Source organism: Microbacterium sp. A84, assembly GCF_051842815.1.
Taxonomy (GTDB): Bacteria; Actinomycetota; Actinomycetes; order Actinomycetales; family Microbacteriaceae; genus Microbacterium.
Window position 1 is genome coordinate 2,168,313 of sequence record NZ_JBPXMS010000001.1, and the last position, 14,611, is coordinate 2,182,923.

Genomic DNA, 14,611 nt, shown 5'->3' on the forward strand with positions numbered 1-14,611 from the left:
TCGCCCGGCGAGGTGCCACCGGGCGGCGCTACCGGGCGTCTACCGGGCGCAGCTACCTGGCGGCAGTTGTCGCGCGCACGCCAGCAACGACGATGCGAAGCCCTGCGTCGAATGCGTCGAGCCGCTCGTTCACGTGCGCCGGTGCGAGATCGACCGAGGCATCCGCGGCCCCCACTACTGCGGCGTGCATGCGCTGCTGCTCGTGAAACGTGTACCCGATCACGAAGTGCACCAGCGTGTCAGCGGCGACCTCCGCCGACGCCTCGTCGATGCCCAGCCCACGTGCCGCCGACATGAGATGGGTGCGGCCCGGCAACTCAAGCAGCCCCAGCGCCAATGAGCTCGAGACGATCTCGGCGCCGTCCCGGTGGGCGAGCAGCCGCTCGTGCAGGGCGGTTGCGATCGCGGCGAGATCAGCGGAAGCATCCGCGTCGTCTACACCCGCTTGCGCGCTGACTATCTGCTCGCTTACGGCCGCCAACAGTGCCTGCTTGTTCGGAAAGTGCCAGTACAACGCACTGACCTGCACCTGAATTTCTTCGGCGATGCGGCGCATCGAGAGGCCGGGCAGGCCCTGCTCTGACAGGACACGCATCGCAGCCGAGACGACATCATGCTTGCCGTTGCGAATTCCTGCGTCGCCCGCCTGAAGTGCGTTCATCCTGCTATCGTACTGAACATTGTTCTACAGAACAGTGTTCAGGTGAGCAGCGCCCAGGAGGAACCATGTCCGTATCCGCAACCCGCACCCACTTCCCGGTCTTGGCCGACCTCATCCCCGGCACTCGCGCGCGAGACGTCGCCCTGACGCTCGGCGGCACCGCCCTCATCACCGTCGCGGGATACATCGTGATCCCGCTGCCGTTCACACCCGTACCGATCTCGCTGGCGACGTTCGCTGTGCTCTTCACCGGCGCCACGCTCGGCCCGCTGCGCGGCGCCATGAGTGCAGGTCTCTACCTCGCCCTCGGCCTCATCGGCGTCCCGCTGTTCGCGCACGGAGCATCCGGCTGGGCGTTCTCATCGTTCGGTTACATCGTCGGTTACGTCGTCGCCGCGCTCATTGTCGGCTCGCTCGCCCGCCGCCGATCCGACCGCACGGTGTGGTCGACTATCGGCCTGGCTTCCCTCGGGTCGCTCACGATCTATGCCTTCGGGGTTCCGTGGCTCGCGGCATTCCTCGGCGTCGACCTCATCACCGCCATCACGCTCGGCGTTCTGCCGTTCCTCATCGGAGACGCCATCAAAATCGCTGCGATGGCCGGCCTCCTCCCGCTCTCCTGGCGCATCGTCGACCGCTCGCGCGGGCGCGACTGAGCGTCGGGCATCAACGTCTGACCCTGCCTCTACGCTCGACACATGACCCGATACCGCCTGCGCGTGACACTCGTCGGCAGCGACCCCGAGATCTGGCGCACCTTCGACATCGAAGGACACACCAAACTGCGGATGCTGCACCTCGCACTGCAGACGATCATGGGGTGGCGCGAATCGCACCTGCACGCCTTCACGGACGCCGACCCGTTTGGGCGTCAGATGCCGGAGCAGACGCGGCGCTGGGAATCCCCCGACTTCGAAGACACCAATGAAGGCACCCTCTCCGAGAAAGACTTCACTGTCGGCGATGCCCTGCAGGCCGGTGGCCCGCTCTGGTACGAGTACGACTTCGGCGACGGCTGGATCCACCGGCTCGACATCATCGAACAGCTCCCTTCCGACTCTGCCCTGACTGCGGTCGCCCTCGTTGACGGCGCGAACCGCGGACCATTCGAAGATTCCGGAGGGTTACACGGCTACGCCGAGAAACTCGCGATCGCGGCTGATCCGCAGCATCCAGAACATGCATCCATCACCGACTGGATCAAGACGACCGTCGGGCCGTGGGCGCCTCGCGGACCGGGCGCCTTCGACCTCATCGGAGTGCAGACAGAGCTGAATCTGCTGTTCAACCCGGGCGAATCCGGCATGCAGCCGTACGACATGTCTGGACTGGTGAAGATCGAAGCGCATCGCCACCCCGGCGACGTGCACGAAGCATCTCCGATCGCCGAGTTCGCATCCGTGCTGCCGCCGCCGATCCGTTCTGAGCTGCGTCAGCACCTTCATCGCACCGGCGTGCTTGAGCACGGTGAGATCGATGCCGAGACTGCGGCGCGCATCATCCGGCCGTTCGCATGGTTGATGAAGGCCGTCGGCGCCGGCGGCCTCGATCTGACATCCGCCGGATGGATGCCGCCGGCAACCGTCCTGGACGGCATGACCGAACTCGGCTGGCTCGACGAATGGATGGGCAAAGGCAACCGCGAAGATCTCACCCCGCCGATGGCTAACCTGCGCGAAACCGCCCAGCGCATCGGACTCGTGCGCGTACAGAAGGGGCGACTGCTGCTGAGCACTGCGGCGAAGAAGGCGGCGGGCGACGCGAACGCGCAGTTGCGCCTGATCGCCGGCGGCCTGTACCGCAAACTCAGCGACGCCGAGACAGATGCCGCGGTGCTGCTCCTGCTGTCAATCGCAGACGGCACACCTGCCGAAGAGCGCTGGCGCTCGGTCGCGTTCGGGCTCGAGGTGTGCGGCTGGCAGTCGTCGACGGGCTGGCGGTTCACACAGCAGGACATCGGCCACGCGACATTCCGCGCGCAACAAGTGCTCGATCAGCTCGGCGAGCTGTCCATGCGCGGCCGTTACCGAGGCGAGCAGGATCCACTCGTGGCAATGTTCGCCCTGGAGGCGCTGAGGTAGCGAAGGCATGTGCCGCGGCATGCACCCCGCAGCAGAGCATTAGATCTCGGGGGTCTCCTGGAACAGCCGCTGAACCTGAGCGACGCCGGGGTAGGAGATAGAGCTGTCCCGCTCCGGCGCTGGGTCATCAGCGGCGGATGCCGGGTCAAGGATCCGCCGCAGGCCGGCACGAATGAGGGCGGGATCCACTAGTGTGATGCCGCTCAGCGCAAGGATGGACGACCCCTGATCGAGCGCGGCCATGAGGCGCGCAATGTCATCCGGTGGGAGATTCTCGTCGGCAGGCCGAGCTTCGGTAGCGATGCGCTCGTAGGCGCCGATCATCACCTGCATGCGTTCGCGCAGCGCGAAGACGAGCTTCTCGTCCCTGGCGGCAGTCGCGATGAACTCGAGGGTGGCGAGTCCGAACCCTCGCACCATCTCCGCGATTTCTAGGCCCCCTGCGGTCTTCGGCTCCGCCTCGCCGGCAGTAGCCGTGTCGGCCGCATCCGCCGTCGAGAACGGGTCCCAGTCCGCACCGCGCAACATCTCCAGGTTGAAGTCCATCAAAGCGAGGAACAAGTCCGACTTGCCGTCGAAGTTCGAGTACACGGCGCCCTTGGAGAATCCGGCCTCGTTCGCGATGCCTTCCAGACTCGTCGCGTGATAGCCGTCGCGAGAGAACGCGTCCAGCGCCGCGAGTATGAGCGCTTCACGGGTCTCGCGTTGCCGTTCGGCGCGCGTCCGCGGCGTGCGGAGGGTTGAGCGATTGGCCATCTCCCCACTGTACTGGTTGATCTACCGCTCGAATCTGGATACCCTCGGTATGTGAGATACCAAGGGTATCCGGATGAAGGGTGAGCGACCATGACCGAAGTGGTACTGGAGGTGAACGACCTCACCCGACGGTTCGGAGAGGTCATCGCGAACGACGGGATCGAGCTGCGGGTACGGGCAGGAGAAGTGGTCGGGCTTCTCGGGCACAACGGCGCCGGCAAAACCACCCTCGTCTCGCAGATCGTTGGCCTGCTGCGTCCGCACGGCGGGGCAATCCACGTCGCGGGCGTCGATGCGATCGCCTCCCCGGCCACCGCACGGCGATGCGTGGCACTCCAGCCCCAGGCGCAGGCGCCGCTGGACGGACTCACTCCGAGAACTGCGATCGAGATCGCCGGCCGGCTGAGAGGGATGTCTCGCGCTGAGGCACGGCGCTCCGCACACGCCCTGGCCGATGACCTCGATATCGGCGAATGGCTCGACCGCCGCGCGACCCCCGACGGCGGCGGGATCTCTGGAGGAGTGCGCCGGCTCACCGCATTCGCGATGGCCGCCGTCGCACCGGTGCCCCTGATCGTCCTTGACGAGCCGACCAACGACGTCGACGCCGCACGACGCCGACGCCTGTGGAAGACGGTCAGGCGCCTCGGCGACGAGGGCGCTGGCGTCCTACTCGTCACTCACAACGTTGTGGAGGCCGAGCGCGTGGTCGACTCACTCGTCGTGCTCGACCGGGGCAGGGTCGTCGCGACAGGTTCACCGAGCCAGCTCCGAGGATCCAGCGATCACGATCTCCAACTCGAGCTCTCCCTGCATCCAAACGGCCTGCATCCGAACGGCACTGACCCATCCGAATCACCTTCCGAAGTTCCGTTCCCGATCATCCGCAGGGTTCGTGCCGGACGCCGGGTGCTGCTGACTCTCTCCGCCGCAGATGCCGCCGCGGCCGTCACCTGGGCCACCGCTCTCCGAGCGGCCCAGCGCATTGAGGGCTATGCCCTGGCCCCCGCCACCCTCGAAGACGCTTACCTCGCCGCGACGGCGAATACCGACGCACATACGAAGGATGCTGCTGATGTCTGAACAGACGACCCTCGCTGCGTCGACCCCCGCATCCTCGTTGGTGCCACGGCGCACTGGCCTCTGGGTCGGCTATACGACCCTGCTGCGGTGGACGATGGCACAGACCGGCAGCATGCTCCCGTTCATCATCGTCGTGCAGGCGGTGCTTGCCGCCGGAATCATCATCGGGTTCGGGCTGCTCATCCCTGACATCGACACCGCGTCCGCCCAGTTCCTTTCCACCGGAGCACCCACCGTCATCCTCATGATCGTCGGGCTCGTCATGGTCGCCACCGGCGTCACGCAGGCTCGCACGAGCGGCACATTCACCTATCTTCGAGCGCTGCCAGTGCCGCGTCCGCTGGTCCTGGCAGCCGACCTGACCGTGTGGCTCGCCGTCATGCTCCCCAGCGTCGTGGTCGCGGTGATCGTGGCACAACTGCGGTATGGATTCAGCTACTCGTTCGACTGGCCACTTCTTCTGACGGCATCCGTCCTGACCGCACTCACCGCATCCGCAATCGGCTATGCGATCGCCGTGTCGCTGCCGCCATTACTCACGCAACTCGTCACGCAGGTGCTGGTGTTCTTCGTGATGCTGTTCTCGCCGGTCACCTTTCCGGCAAACCGGCTTCCCGCCTGGTTCCAGACCGTCCACGATGTGCTGCCATTCCGACCCGCCGCTGACCTGATCCGCGCGGGATTGCTGTCAGACACCTACCCGATGAACGGGCGCGATCTCATCGTGCTTCTCGCCTGGTGCGTGCTCGCGCTTGCGATCAGCATCCGCGCGATGGTTCGCCGGGCGTGATGATCCGAGCAAGTAGACTGGATACGCCCCGCCGGCCCTGATCTTGGAGTGCGCGTGACCACCCCCACCCCTGAAGCATCCGCTCGTCAGCATGTCCCCGACTCCGTAGAGAACGCCGCAGCGACTCCGGAGAAGGAACAGCCGTACGCTGCCCTCGGCCTCAAGCCCGATGAGTACGCGCAGATCAAAGAGATCCTCGGTCGTCGTCCCACGTCGGGCGAGCTGGCAATGTACTCCGTGATGTGGTCGGAGCACTGCTCCTACAAGTCGTCGAAGAACTACCTGAAGCGCTTCGGCGAGAAGGTCTCCGACGAGATGAAGGAACGCCTGATGGTCGGCATGGGCCAGAACGCGGGCGTCGTCGACGTCGGCGAAGGCTGGGCCGTCACCTTCAAGGCAGAGTCGCACAACCACCCCTCCTTCATCGAACCGTTCCAGGGCGCGGCCACCGGCGTCGGCGGCATCGTTCGCGACATCATCTCGATGGGCGCGCGCCCGGTCGCTGTCATGGATGCTCTCCGCTTCGGCGCGATCGACCATCCCGACACCGCCCGCGTCGTGCACGGTGTCACCAGCGGCATCTCCTTCTACGGCAACTGCCTTGGCCTGCCGAACATCGGCGGCGAGACGGTCTTCGACTCCGTCTACCAGGCCAACCCGCTCGTCAACGCACTCGCGGTCGGTGTGCTCCGCCACGAAGACCTCAAGCTCGCGAACGCCACCGGCGTCGGCAACAAGGTCGTGCTCTTCGGTGCTCGCACCGGCGGTGACGGCATCGGCGGCGCCAGCATCCTGGCATCCGATTCCTTCGACGACGGCGGCCCCACCAAGCGGCCCGCCGTGCAGGTCGGCGACCCCTTCGCCGAGAAGGTGCTCATCGAGTGCTGCCTCGAGCTGTACAAGGCCGAGCTCGTCGAGGCGATCCAGGACCTCGGTGCTGCTGGCATCTCCTGCGCCACCAGCGAGCTCGCCGCCAACGGCAACAGCGGCATGAAGGTCTCCCTCGACAACGTGCTGCTACGCGACCCGTCGCTCACCGCTGAGGAGATCCTCATGTCGGAGTCGCAGGAGCGCATGATGGCGATCGTCGCCCCCTCCAAGCTCGACGCCTTCCTCGAAGTCGTGAAGAAGTGGGATGTCGAGACCTCCGTGCTCGGCGAGGTCACCGGCGACGGCCGCCTCATCATCGACTGGCAGGGCGAGCGCATTGTTGACGTCGACCCGTCCACCGTCGCGGTTGATGGCCCCGTCTACGACCGTCCGGTGGCCTACCCGACGTGGATCGACGCACTGCAGGCGGATGCCGCGGAGCTGCTGCCCCGCAGTTCTGAGCCGGAGGTTTTGCGCGAGCAGTTCCTCGCTCTGGTCGGCTCCCCGAACCTCGCTGACACCAGCTGGATCACCAACCAGTACGACTACTACGTGCTCGGCAACACGGCTCTGGCTTTCCCCGACGACGCCGGCATGATCCGCGTCGACGAGGAATCTGGTCTCGGTTTCGCGGTCTCGGTCGACGCGAACGGCCGCTACTGCCAGCTTGACCCGTACGCGGGCGCGCAGCTGGCCCTTGCCGAGGCGTATCGCAACGTCGCTGTCACCGGCGCCACCCCGACCGCGATCACCGACTGCCTGAACTTCGGATCCCCCGAGAACCCCGAGGTCATGTGGCAGTTCGGGCAGACCGTCGACGGCCTGGCCGATGGATGCTTCGAACTGGGCACCCCGGTCACCGGAGGCAACGTCTCCTTCTACAACCAGACCGGTGACACTCCGATCCACCCGACTCCACTGGTCGGCGTGCTCGGCATCATTGACGACGTCTCCCGTCGCATCCCTTCCGGGTGGCAGGACGAGGGACAGAACATCTACCTGCTCGGCACCACCTCGACTGAGCTTTCCGGTTCGGCGTGGGCCGAGACAGTGCACCAGCACCTGGGTGGCCTGCCGCCGAAGGTCGACCTCGCCGGCGAGAAGCGCCTCGCGGGTCTCATCGCCGCCGCGCGCGACGAATGGCTGATCTCTTCGGCACACGATCTGTCGGAGGGCGGCCTCGGACAAGCACTCGCCGAGGGCGTCATGCGTTTCGGCGTCGGCGCACGCGTTTGGCTGACCGAGATCATGGACCGCGACGGGGTGGATGCGGCATCCGCTCTGTTCTCGGAATCGACCGGCCGCGTCATCGTGACCGTGCCGCGTGACGACGATGTGAAGTTCCAGGGCCTGTGCGAAGGACGGGGCTACCCGGTGCTGCGTATCGGCGTCACCGACACGGTGTCTGACCTTGAGGTCACTGGGCTGTTCACGGTATCGGCAGAGGAGCTGCGCACCACTTCGCGGGCGACGCTGCCGGCGGCCTTCGGCCCGACTGTCACCGAGCCAGCATGAGTGATCTCGAGCAGCGCACCGACGACGACTATGGCCGCCTCGGCGAGCCTCGCCACCGTCGTATGCGCATCATCGCGTGGGTGACGATCGTCTCGCTCATCCTCATCGGCGGCGGCTCCACGGTCCTAACTCTCCTGTTCGGCTAGATCCCCCACGCCCCTTCCTCCCCCTCCTCCCCCTCCTCGCTATCTGCTTGCGAGTGGGCGCGCGTGGCTCTGTTTTTCGCGAAAAGTGAGCCACAAGTGGCCGCTCGCCGGGTGGTGTGGGCGAGGTCGGGCGCGCCGGGCGCGGGCGCGGACTCTTTCTCCACTGGCGTCGCTCACACGCGATCATCCACCGAACGCGTACTCGCGCGCCTCAATGCGGGTGGCCCCGTGCAGGATACGAGGCATCGCATATGAAGGAGGACACAGTGAGCGAAGCCAAGTTAGACCTGATCGCAAAGCTGCTGGCAAAGGCAGAGAGCACGACGCCGGAAGAGGCCGAGGCCCTCACCGAGCACGCCGAGCGGCTCATGGTGAAGTACGGCATCGAACAGGCCCGCCTCGACGCGCGGCGTGCGCAGATCGGGCAGACGCGAGAGGAGATCACCCAGGAACGGATGCTGTTCACGGGTGTGTACGCGCGAGACATCCGTGAACTCGGCGGCAATGTCGCGTTCGCGCTCGGATCGATCCGCCCGATGCAGGCGGAGCATCCAGGCGGGGGAATGATTCTGTACTTCGTCGGTTTCACGTCCGATGTGCACCAGGCGAAGATTCTCACCGCGAGTCTGCAGGTGCAGGCGATGGTCGCGATGAGGGCATGGTGGGCGGGTCAACGGGAGCTGTACCGCCGACACTCGGAGAGCGAGAAGCGGCGGGCGCGCAGCGGGTTCATCCGGGGATTCGGAATCGGTGCGTCACAGCGCCTCCGCGAGAGTCGGCGTGTGATCATCGAGGAGTCGAGCACCGGGACCGACGTCGTTCTTGCCTCTCGTCGCGACCAGGTGGACACGTTCTTCAACGACATCCCGCACGTCAGGGCGCGCGCACGTCAGGGTGCCGATCTCTCTGCCTTCACTCATGGGCACAGGTCGGGTCGTGACGCGAATACCGGCGGGAAGTCCCTCACTCCTGGCCGGGGCCTTCCCCGCTGAGGCACACCCCTCACACCGCTCACGCCCCCGGCGAGTGGGCGCTGGTGGCTCGGAATTAGCGCGAAACAGAGCGAAACAGAGCCACGCGCGCCCACTCGCAAGGGAGGCAGGGGAGTGCATCCACCTAGAGTGAGGTCATGGATGACGATGCTCAGCACTTGCGCACACTCCTGGAGGTGCTGCGGCGCGAAGCGGATGCGCGCACCGACGCGCTCACGGCGACGCTCGCCGAGCTCACGCACGACCGCAGCAGCCAAAGTGATGACGACGAACATGACCCCGAGGGTGTGCCGCTGTCGGCCGAGTGGTCCCGGCTGAGTGGCCTGCTCGACGGATCCCGCACAGAACTACAGCAGGTCGACGATGCCATCGCGCGGATGGATGCCGGCACCTACGGCGTCTGCACGAGCTGTGGCCGTCGCATCCCTGTCGCGCGCCTGCGCGTGCGCCCATTCGCCGATCGCTGCGTGCCCTGCGCCGAGAAGGAGAGCAGATGACGAACAACACCGCCACAGAACACGCGCCGCTGGGCGTCGGGATCATCGGGCTCGGAGGTATCGGCCGCATCCACGCCCGAGCGATCGGCGACCTGCCGAACCTGGGCGAGGTGCGTGCCGTTGCGCACGCGCGCCACGAGGCGCTCGCAGCCTGCGGCCTGCCCACCACGATGCGGCGGACCGTCGACGAGCTTCTCGCCGACGACTCCGTGCAGATCGTCGCGATCTGCACGCCGAGCGACACACACGCCGACCTCGCCCTGCGAGCGATCGAAAGCGGCAAGCACGTCGTGGTCGAGAAACCGATCGCGCTCGACGCCGCCTCGGGGCGGGCCTTGATCGCCAGGGCAGACGCGCTCGGTCGCACGCTCGTCGGCATCGCACAGCGCCGCTACGAACCGCAGAACATCGCCCTCGCCGAGCTGCTCGCCAGTGGCGCGCTGGGTCGCCCTCTGCTGGGCGAGGTGCTCGTGCCCTGGTATCGCGACGATGCGTACTACCGCGCGGCGCCCTGGCGCAGCAAGCGCGACGGCGGGGGCGGCTCGCTCGCCAACCAGGGCCTGCACAACCTCGATCTTGCGCTGATGTTGCTGGGACCGGTAGTCGAAGTGACCGGCCAGTCCGCAACCGTCGCGCACGAGATCGATGTCGAGGATGCCACGACCGCCACCCTGCGCTTCGCATCCGGCGCCATGGGCATCCTCGCCACGACGACCGGCGCCCACCCCGGGCACAATGCCCGACTCAGCGTCATCACGACCACCGGAAGGTTTGAGCTCGACGGAGACGTTATTCGGGAATGGACCTTCGACGTGACAGCACCGATGTCAGGCGGCTCAGCGCCGGGCGGCGGATCCGACCCGCTCGCGATCGGCCACGCAGGCCACCTGGCCCAGTGGCGCGATGTGCTGGGCGCAATCGCCGCCGGTCGCGCTCCGCGGGCGACGGGTCAGGATGCCGTGCACACCGCCGAGGTCATCGCGGCGGTGTACCGCAGCGCCGCGACGCGGATGGCTGTACAGGTGGAGACGGTCACGGCGTAGCCGGCGCCGCCCCCACCCACATCGTCCCGACGCTGAATCAGCCGGCGTCAGCCTTGCGTGCACCGGCCTCGAGTACGTCTCCGGCTGGGCGTTCCTGATGCCCGCCGAACTGCAAACGCATCGCCGAGAGCACCTGGTTCGCGAATTGATCTTCGTCGCGTGACGCGAAGCGTTCGAAGAGGGATGCCGCGAGCACCGGAACTGGCACCCCGACGTCGATGGCAGCTTTGACTGTCCACCTGCCCTCTCCGGAGTCCGAGACTCGACCGGCGAGCCCGTCCAGCGTGGGATTGTCGTGCAGCGCGGCAGCGGTGAGATCGAGCAACCAGGATGAGATCACCGACCCGCGACGCCAGAGCTCAGCGACTTTGTCGGTGTCGATCGGGAACTGGTAGAACTCCGGCTCCTCGAGTGGGGCGATCTCGGCAGAGTGTTCGGCTTCACGCACTCCCGCATCCGCGTTCTTGAGCAGATTGAGTCCCTCGGCGATCGAGGCCATGATGCCGTACTCGATGCCGTTGTGGACCATCTTGACGAAGTGTCCTGAGCCGGAGGGTCCGCAGTGCAGGAAGCCCTGCTCTTCGGGTGCGAGAGCACCGGTGCGACCCGGCGTGCGCTCGATCTCTCCGGGCCCTGGTGCGATCGTGCGCAGCACGGGTTCGATGTGCCCGACCGCGACGTCGCTGCCGCCGACCATGAGGCAATAGCCGCGCTCCAGGCCGAACACTCCGCCGCTGGTGCCGATGTCGACGTACTCGATACCGCGCTCGCGGAAAGCCGTCGCCCGACGGACGTCGTCGCGGTAGTTCGAGTTCCCACCATCGATGAGGATGTCGCCCTTGTCGAGAACAGCGGCCACCTCTTCGGCCACCGAGCCGGTGAGCGAGGCGGGCACCATCATCCACACAACACGCGTCGGCTCCAGCTTCACCGCGAGATCGGCGATGCTGTCGGCGCCGGTGGCACCCTCCGCGACCAGCGCGGCCACGGCATCCGCATTCACGTCATAGACGACGCATTCGTGTCCATCGCGCATCAACCGTCGCACGATGTTCGCGCCCATCCTGCCGAGTCCGACCATGGCCAGCTGCATATCTTTTCCTCCCGATTCACGCCGGCTCTTGGGGAGCCGAGTCGTGGTCATCCTGACACGCGGCTCGGACCGGCACCAGGGCTCGGACGGAACCCACCAGCCACGGAAAGCAAAAGGCGGGCACCTCCGGAGAGGTACCCGCCTTTTTTGCTACTAGCTATCAGCCTTCGATCAGCTTGCGACGACGCATCGTCAGAAGCATGATGCCACCGGCGAGCAGAACCACGGCACCAGCCGAAGCGCTCAGGGGCACGATCAGGTCAGAACCAGTCGCGGCAAGGTTGCCGTCGTCACCAGCGCCACCGCTGCCACCCGGAGCGGGAGGCGTGGTGGGCTCAGGTGCCGGAGGCGTGACGGGCTCAGGGACCGGCTCGACGAGCACGGAGAACGCGAGGCTCACCGGCGCCGAGGCGATACCGCTGATGCTCTGCGTTGCAGAGACCGTGTACGAACCGGGCTCGAGAGCAGCCTCGAAGTTGACGCTCCAGACGCCATCCGCGACCTCAGCCGTGTAGGTGCCGCTCTCGGCAGCAAGAGCCGTCGGCTCTGCACCGTTGAGCTTGACCGTGACGGTTGCGCCGTTGATGCCCGTGCCCGCAAGGGACTTGGGACCGTTGTCGAATGCGAACGTGCTGCCGTTGGTGATCGACGTCACGCCGACGGCAACCGGGACGACCTTGAAGGCGGCCTTGGCAGCATCCGAAGTGTCCTCGTTCGCGGTCTGCACCACGCTGATGGTGTGCGCACCGTAGGTGAGCTCAACCGCGACGGACCAGTTGCCCGCGCCGTCAACCGTGGTCTCGTACTCGACGCCATCGACCGTGGCGACGACTGCAGCACCGGAAAGACCGGTTCCGCTGACTGCCTTGACCGTGCTGGTGACGGTGGAACCGTCAGCAGGCGACGTGATGACCGGCACCGCGGTGGGCGCGAACTTCGTGGTCACCGTGTAGGTGGTGGTCTCCGACTTGCTGAAGCCGTTGGTCGAGGTCAGCGTGTACTCGTAGGTACCAGGCTTCGTCGGAGCGAGGAAGGTGAACTCACCGTTCTCAAGGTTTGCGTTGAACGTCTCGCCAACGCCGGAAACCTTGACGGACTTGGCACCAGGTGCCGTACCGGCGATGAGCGAGCCGACGTCAACGGTCGAGCCGTTGGTAGGAGCCGTCACCTTGGGAGCGTCCAGGTCGAGTGCGACCGTGTAGCCGTCGGTGTGCTCGAGACCGTAGACGATGGACGTCGCCCAGGTCCACACGCCGGGGATTCCACCGCTGATGACGCCGACGGCCTTGGTGCCCTGGATGACCGCGCCACCGGAGTCGCCGGGAGCAGCCTCAACGTCGCTTTGGAATCCGCGAACCCAGTGGCCAGCGATATCCATCCAGCCTTCGATGATGTCGTATTCGTCGATCGTGCCGGTCGTGAAGCCGGTGGTGCGACCGCTCTTGCTGACGTCGCCGAGCACCGGTGCACCGACGCTCTTGACTGGGATGGTACTGCCCGCGAGCGAACCGAGGTCGTCGGTCGCCGTCGTCCAGTCAGTCACCTCGGGAAGAAGGTTGAACTCCCCGAGCTCGTTGATGTCGATGACCGAGATATCGGTGGAGTTGACATCGCCGTCAGCGCCGATGGTGCCATTGAGGCCACCGTACTGTGCGAAACCGAAGTCGCCCAGAAGGATCGGGGCCTCCGGCAGCGCGCCGCCGCCGCCAACAGCAGGCTGTTCGCCGGGAATCGACAGCGTGGTGGTGGTGATCTTGGCGCCATTATCGAAGGCACAGTGGCCGGCGCTGATCAGCGCAGGGGCTCCCTCAGGAGAGAAGGCACTGAACCCGATCGAGCAGTGGTAGAGACCGCCCTCGTCGGTGACCGAAAGGTAGCCCTGGCCGCCCACGACATCGGTTGCGGCGTATGCCACCGGAGCAGAATCGACCGTGACGACCTTGGCGCCTTCGATGTCAGCAGACTCGGTGAAGGCCTTAACCTCGTCGCTCTCGGCCGCGTCATCGTTGCCGGTCGCGACGACCATAACGACATCATCGCCAGCGGCGTTCACGCCGTAAGCAACGATATCGATGCCTGCGGCCGCCGCGTCGTCTGCGGCCTCGATGACCTCGGCGGGAGGAGCATCCTCCACGGCCGTGGTCTCGGTTGTCTGGTCGGTCGGCTCATCTGCGGCGTCTGCGGCATACGCAGGTGTCGCGAAGAAAAGCCCCCCAAGGGCAATCGTCGTGGCCGCGGTCAAAGCCAGCGGACGACGCACCATCCCTCTGTTCTTCATAAAGTCGATGTCCTTGCTCTGTATCGAATAATGGTCCCGAAGCGACAAACTGCTCGTCGTTCCTCAGAAAATCGCGGACTCCGTGCCCGCAGAGCGAACACAGAAACCTCCGCAAGACTACCCAGCAAACTCTCAGAAGCCAACAGTAGATCTCCGTTCTGTCACATGTATGGGGACTTCTCCCCACTTCTTGGCTCGGTTATAACGGTTCGCTCAACCTTCCCGCTCGTCTCCAGGTGGGGCCGACTACGATGACGTCCATGCGCACTCGAACCTCCAGAATCCTCACGTTGGCCGCGATGGCCGGCGCCGTTACGTTGCTGGTCACCGCTTGCTCGACAGGCACAGAGCCGGGTTCCGCGCCCACCTCGTCCGCCGAACCGGATCCAGCCGTGGTGGCAGAACTGGTCGGAGTGTGGGGCGAGGACGCAGCGGGCCAGCCGCACCTGGAATTCACCGAGGATGGCGACGTGAGCGGTAGCGACGGGTGTAATGGAATTTTCAGCACTTACACCGCCGACGACGCCCACATCGAGCTTGCCCAGTTCGCATCCACCCTCAAGGCCTGTGAGGGCGTCGACGATTGGCTCCGCGGCGTGCGCGCCGTCGAGATCGATGGCGACGTTCTTGTCGTGATGGACGATGCCGGCGAGAAGATCGGCGAACTCGCCCGCGCTGAGTAGCCTCGAATAGCCTCCGAGCGGGCGCTTGTGGCTCATTTTTCGCGGGCGAAGTCATATGGTGGCAGCAACGTTCTTCTTGAAGGAGCGTTTCATGGTCAAGTTGTTCCCGCCGAATACTCGTAC

Annotated in this window: 14 protein-coding genes; 10 read left to right on the forward strand and 4 right to left on the reverse strand. The window is 65.8% G+C overall.

The window, feature by feature from the left end; genetic code table 11:
• Positions 1-52: 52 nt before the first annotated feature.
• Entirely contained in the window at positions 53-661 is a 609-nt protein-coding gene (locus ACSU04_RS10370; RefSeq protein ID WP_439289376.1) for a TetR/AcrR family transcriptional regulator, read from the reverse strand.
• Between the two features lie 65 nt (positions 662-726).
• Between ACSU04_RS10370 and ACSU04_RS10375 the strand changes: the two genes are divergently transcribed.
• Both ACSU04_RS10375 and ACSU04_RS10380 read left to right on the forward strand, forming a co-directional pair.
• Positions 727-1,317, forward strand: a complete 591-nt coding sequence (locus tag ACSU04_RS10375) for a biotin transporter BioY (protein ID WP_439289377.1) — start codon at positions 727-729, stop codon at positions 1,315-1,317.
• Positions 1,318-1,359: 42 nt separating this feature from the next.
• Positions 1,360-2,742 carry a plasmid pRiA4b ORF-3 family protein gene (locus ACSU04_RS10380; protein ID WP_439289378.1) on the forward strand — a complete coding sequence of 461 codons (1,383 nt, stop codon included), beginning with the start codon at positions 1,360-1,362 and terminating at the stop codon, positions 2,740-2,742.
• Positions 2,743-2,781: 39 nt separating this feature from the next.
• Here ACSU04_RS10380 and ACSU04_RS10385 read toward each other — a convergent pair whose 3' ends face one another.
• A complete protein-coding gene (locus tag ACSU04_RS10385) occupies positions 2,782-3,498 on the reverse strand; it encodes a TetR/AcrR family transcriptional regulator (RefSeq protein WP_439289379.1) in 717 nt (238 codons plus the stop codon).
• Between the two features lie 90 nt (positions 3,499-3,588).
• On the opposite strand from ACSU04_RS10385, the gene ACSU04_RS10390 reads away from it, so the two are divergent.
• From ACSU04_RS10390 to ACSU04_RS10420, 7 genes are all read left to right on the forward strand, one after another.
• Positions 3,589-4,581, forward strand: a complete 993-nt coding sequence (locus ACSU04_RS10390) for an ABC transporter ATP-binding protein (RefSeq protein ID WP_439289380.1) — start codon at positions 3,589-3,591, stop codon at positions 4,579-4,581.
• Positions 4,574-5,371 carry an ABC transporter permease gene (locus ACSU04_RS10395; RefSeq protein ID WP_439289381.1) on the forward strand — a complete coding sequence of 266 codons (798 nt, stop codon included), beginning with the start codon at positions 4,574-4,576 and terminating at the stop codon, positions 5,369-5,371. Before ACSU04_RS10390 ends, ACSU04_RS10395 begins: the two co-directional genes overlap by 8 nt.
• A 54-nt stretch (positions 5,372-5,425) precedes the next feature.
• On the forward strand, positions 5,426-7,756 hold the full coding sequence (gene purL, locus ACSU04_RS10400) for a phosphoribosylformylglycinamidine synthase subunit PurL (protein WP_439279975.1): 2,331 nt from the start codon (positions 5,426-5,428) through the stop codon (positions 7,754-7,756).
• Positions 7,753-7,902, forward strand: a complete 150-nt coding sequence (locus ACSU04_RS10405) for a hypothetical protein (protein ID WP_439279974.1) — start codon at positions 7,753-7,755, stop codon at positions 7,900-7,902. Before purL ends, ACSU04_RS10405 begins: the two co-directional genes overlap by 4 nt.
• Before the next feature lie 266 nt (positions 7,903-8,168).
• A complete protein-coding gene (locus tag ACSU04_RS10410) occupies positions 8,169-8,894 on the forward strand; it encodes a DUF2786 domain-containing protein (protein ID WP_439289382.1) in 726 nt (241 codons plus the stop codon).
• 137 nt (positions 8,895-9,031) lie between these two features.
• Positions 9,032-9,391 carry a TraR/DksA family transcriptional regulator gene (locus ACSU04_RS10415; RefSeq protein ID WP_439289383.1) on the forward strand — a complete coding sequence of 120 codons (360 nt, stop codon included), beginning with the start codon at positions 9,032-9,034 and terminating at the stop codon, positions 9,389-9,391.
• The gene (locus ACSU04_RS10420; protein ID WP_439289384.1) at positions 9,388-10,434 is read left to right on the forward strand and encodes a Gfo/Idh/MocA family protein; all 1,047 of its coding nucleotides are present in this window, start codon (positions 9,388-9,390) and stop codon (positions 10,432-10,434) included. Before ACSU04_RS10415 ends, ACSU04_RS10420 begins: the two co-directional genes overlap by 4 nt.
• 37 nt (positions 10,435-10,471) lie before the next feature.
• On the opposite strand, the gene gnd is transcribed toward ACSU04_RS10420, so the two are convergent.
• Together gnd and ACSU04_RS10430 are read right to left on the reverse strand one after the other, a co-directional pair.
• Positions 10,472-11,527, reverse strand: coding sequence for a phosphogluconate dehydrogenase (NAD(+)-dependent, decarboxylating) (gnd, locus tag ACSU04_RS10425; RefSeq protein WP_439289385.1), 1,056 nt, complete (start codon positions 11,525-11,527; stop codon positions 10,472-10,474).
• A 160-nt stretch (positions 11,528-11,687) separates the two neighbouring features.
• Complete coding sequence (locus ACSU04_RS10430) at positions 11,688-13,805, reverse strand: hypothetical protein (protein ID WP_439289386.1); 2,118 nt, start codon at positions 13,803-13,805, stop codon at positions 11,688-11,690.
• Positions 13,806-14,065: 260 nt separating this feature from the next.
• Between ACSU04_RS10430 and ACSU04_RS10435 the strand changes: the two genes are divergently transcribed.
• Complete coding sequence (locus tag ACSU04_RS10435; protein ID WP_439289387.1) at positions 14,066-14,488, forward strand: META domain-containing protein; 423 nt, start codon at positions 14,066-14,068, stop codon at positions 14,486-14,488.
• Positions 14,489-14,611: the final 123 nt, after the last annotated feature.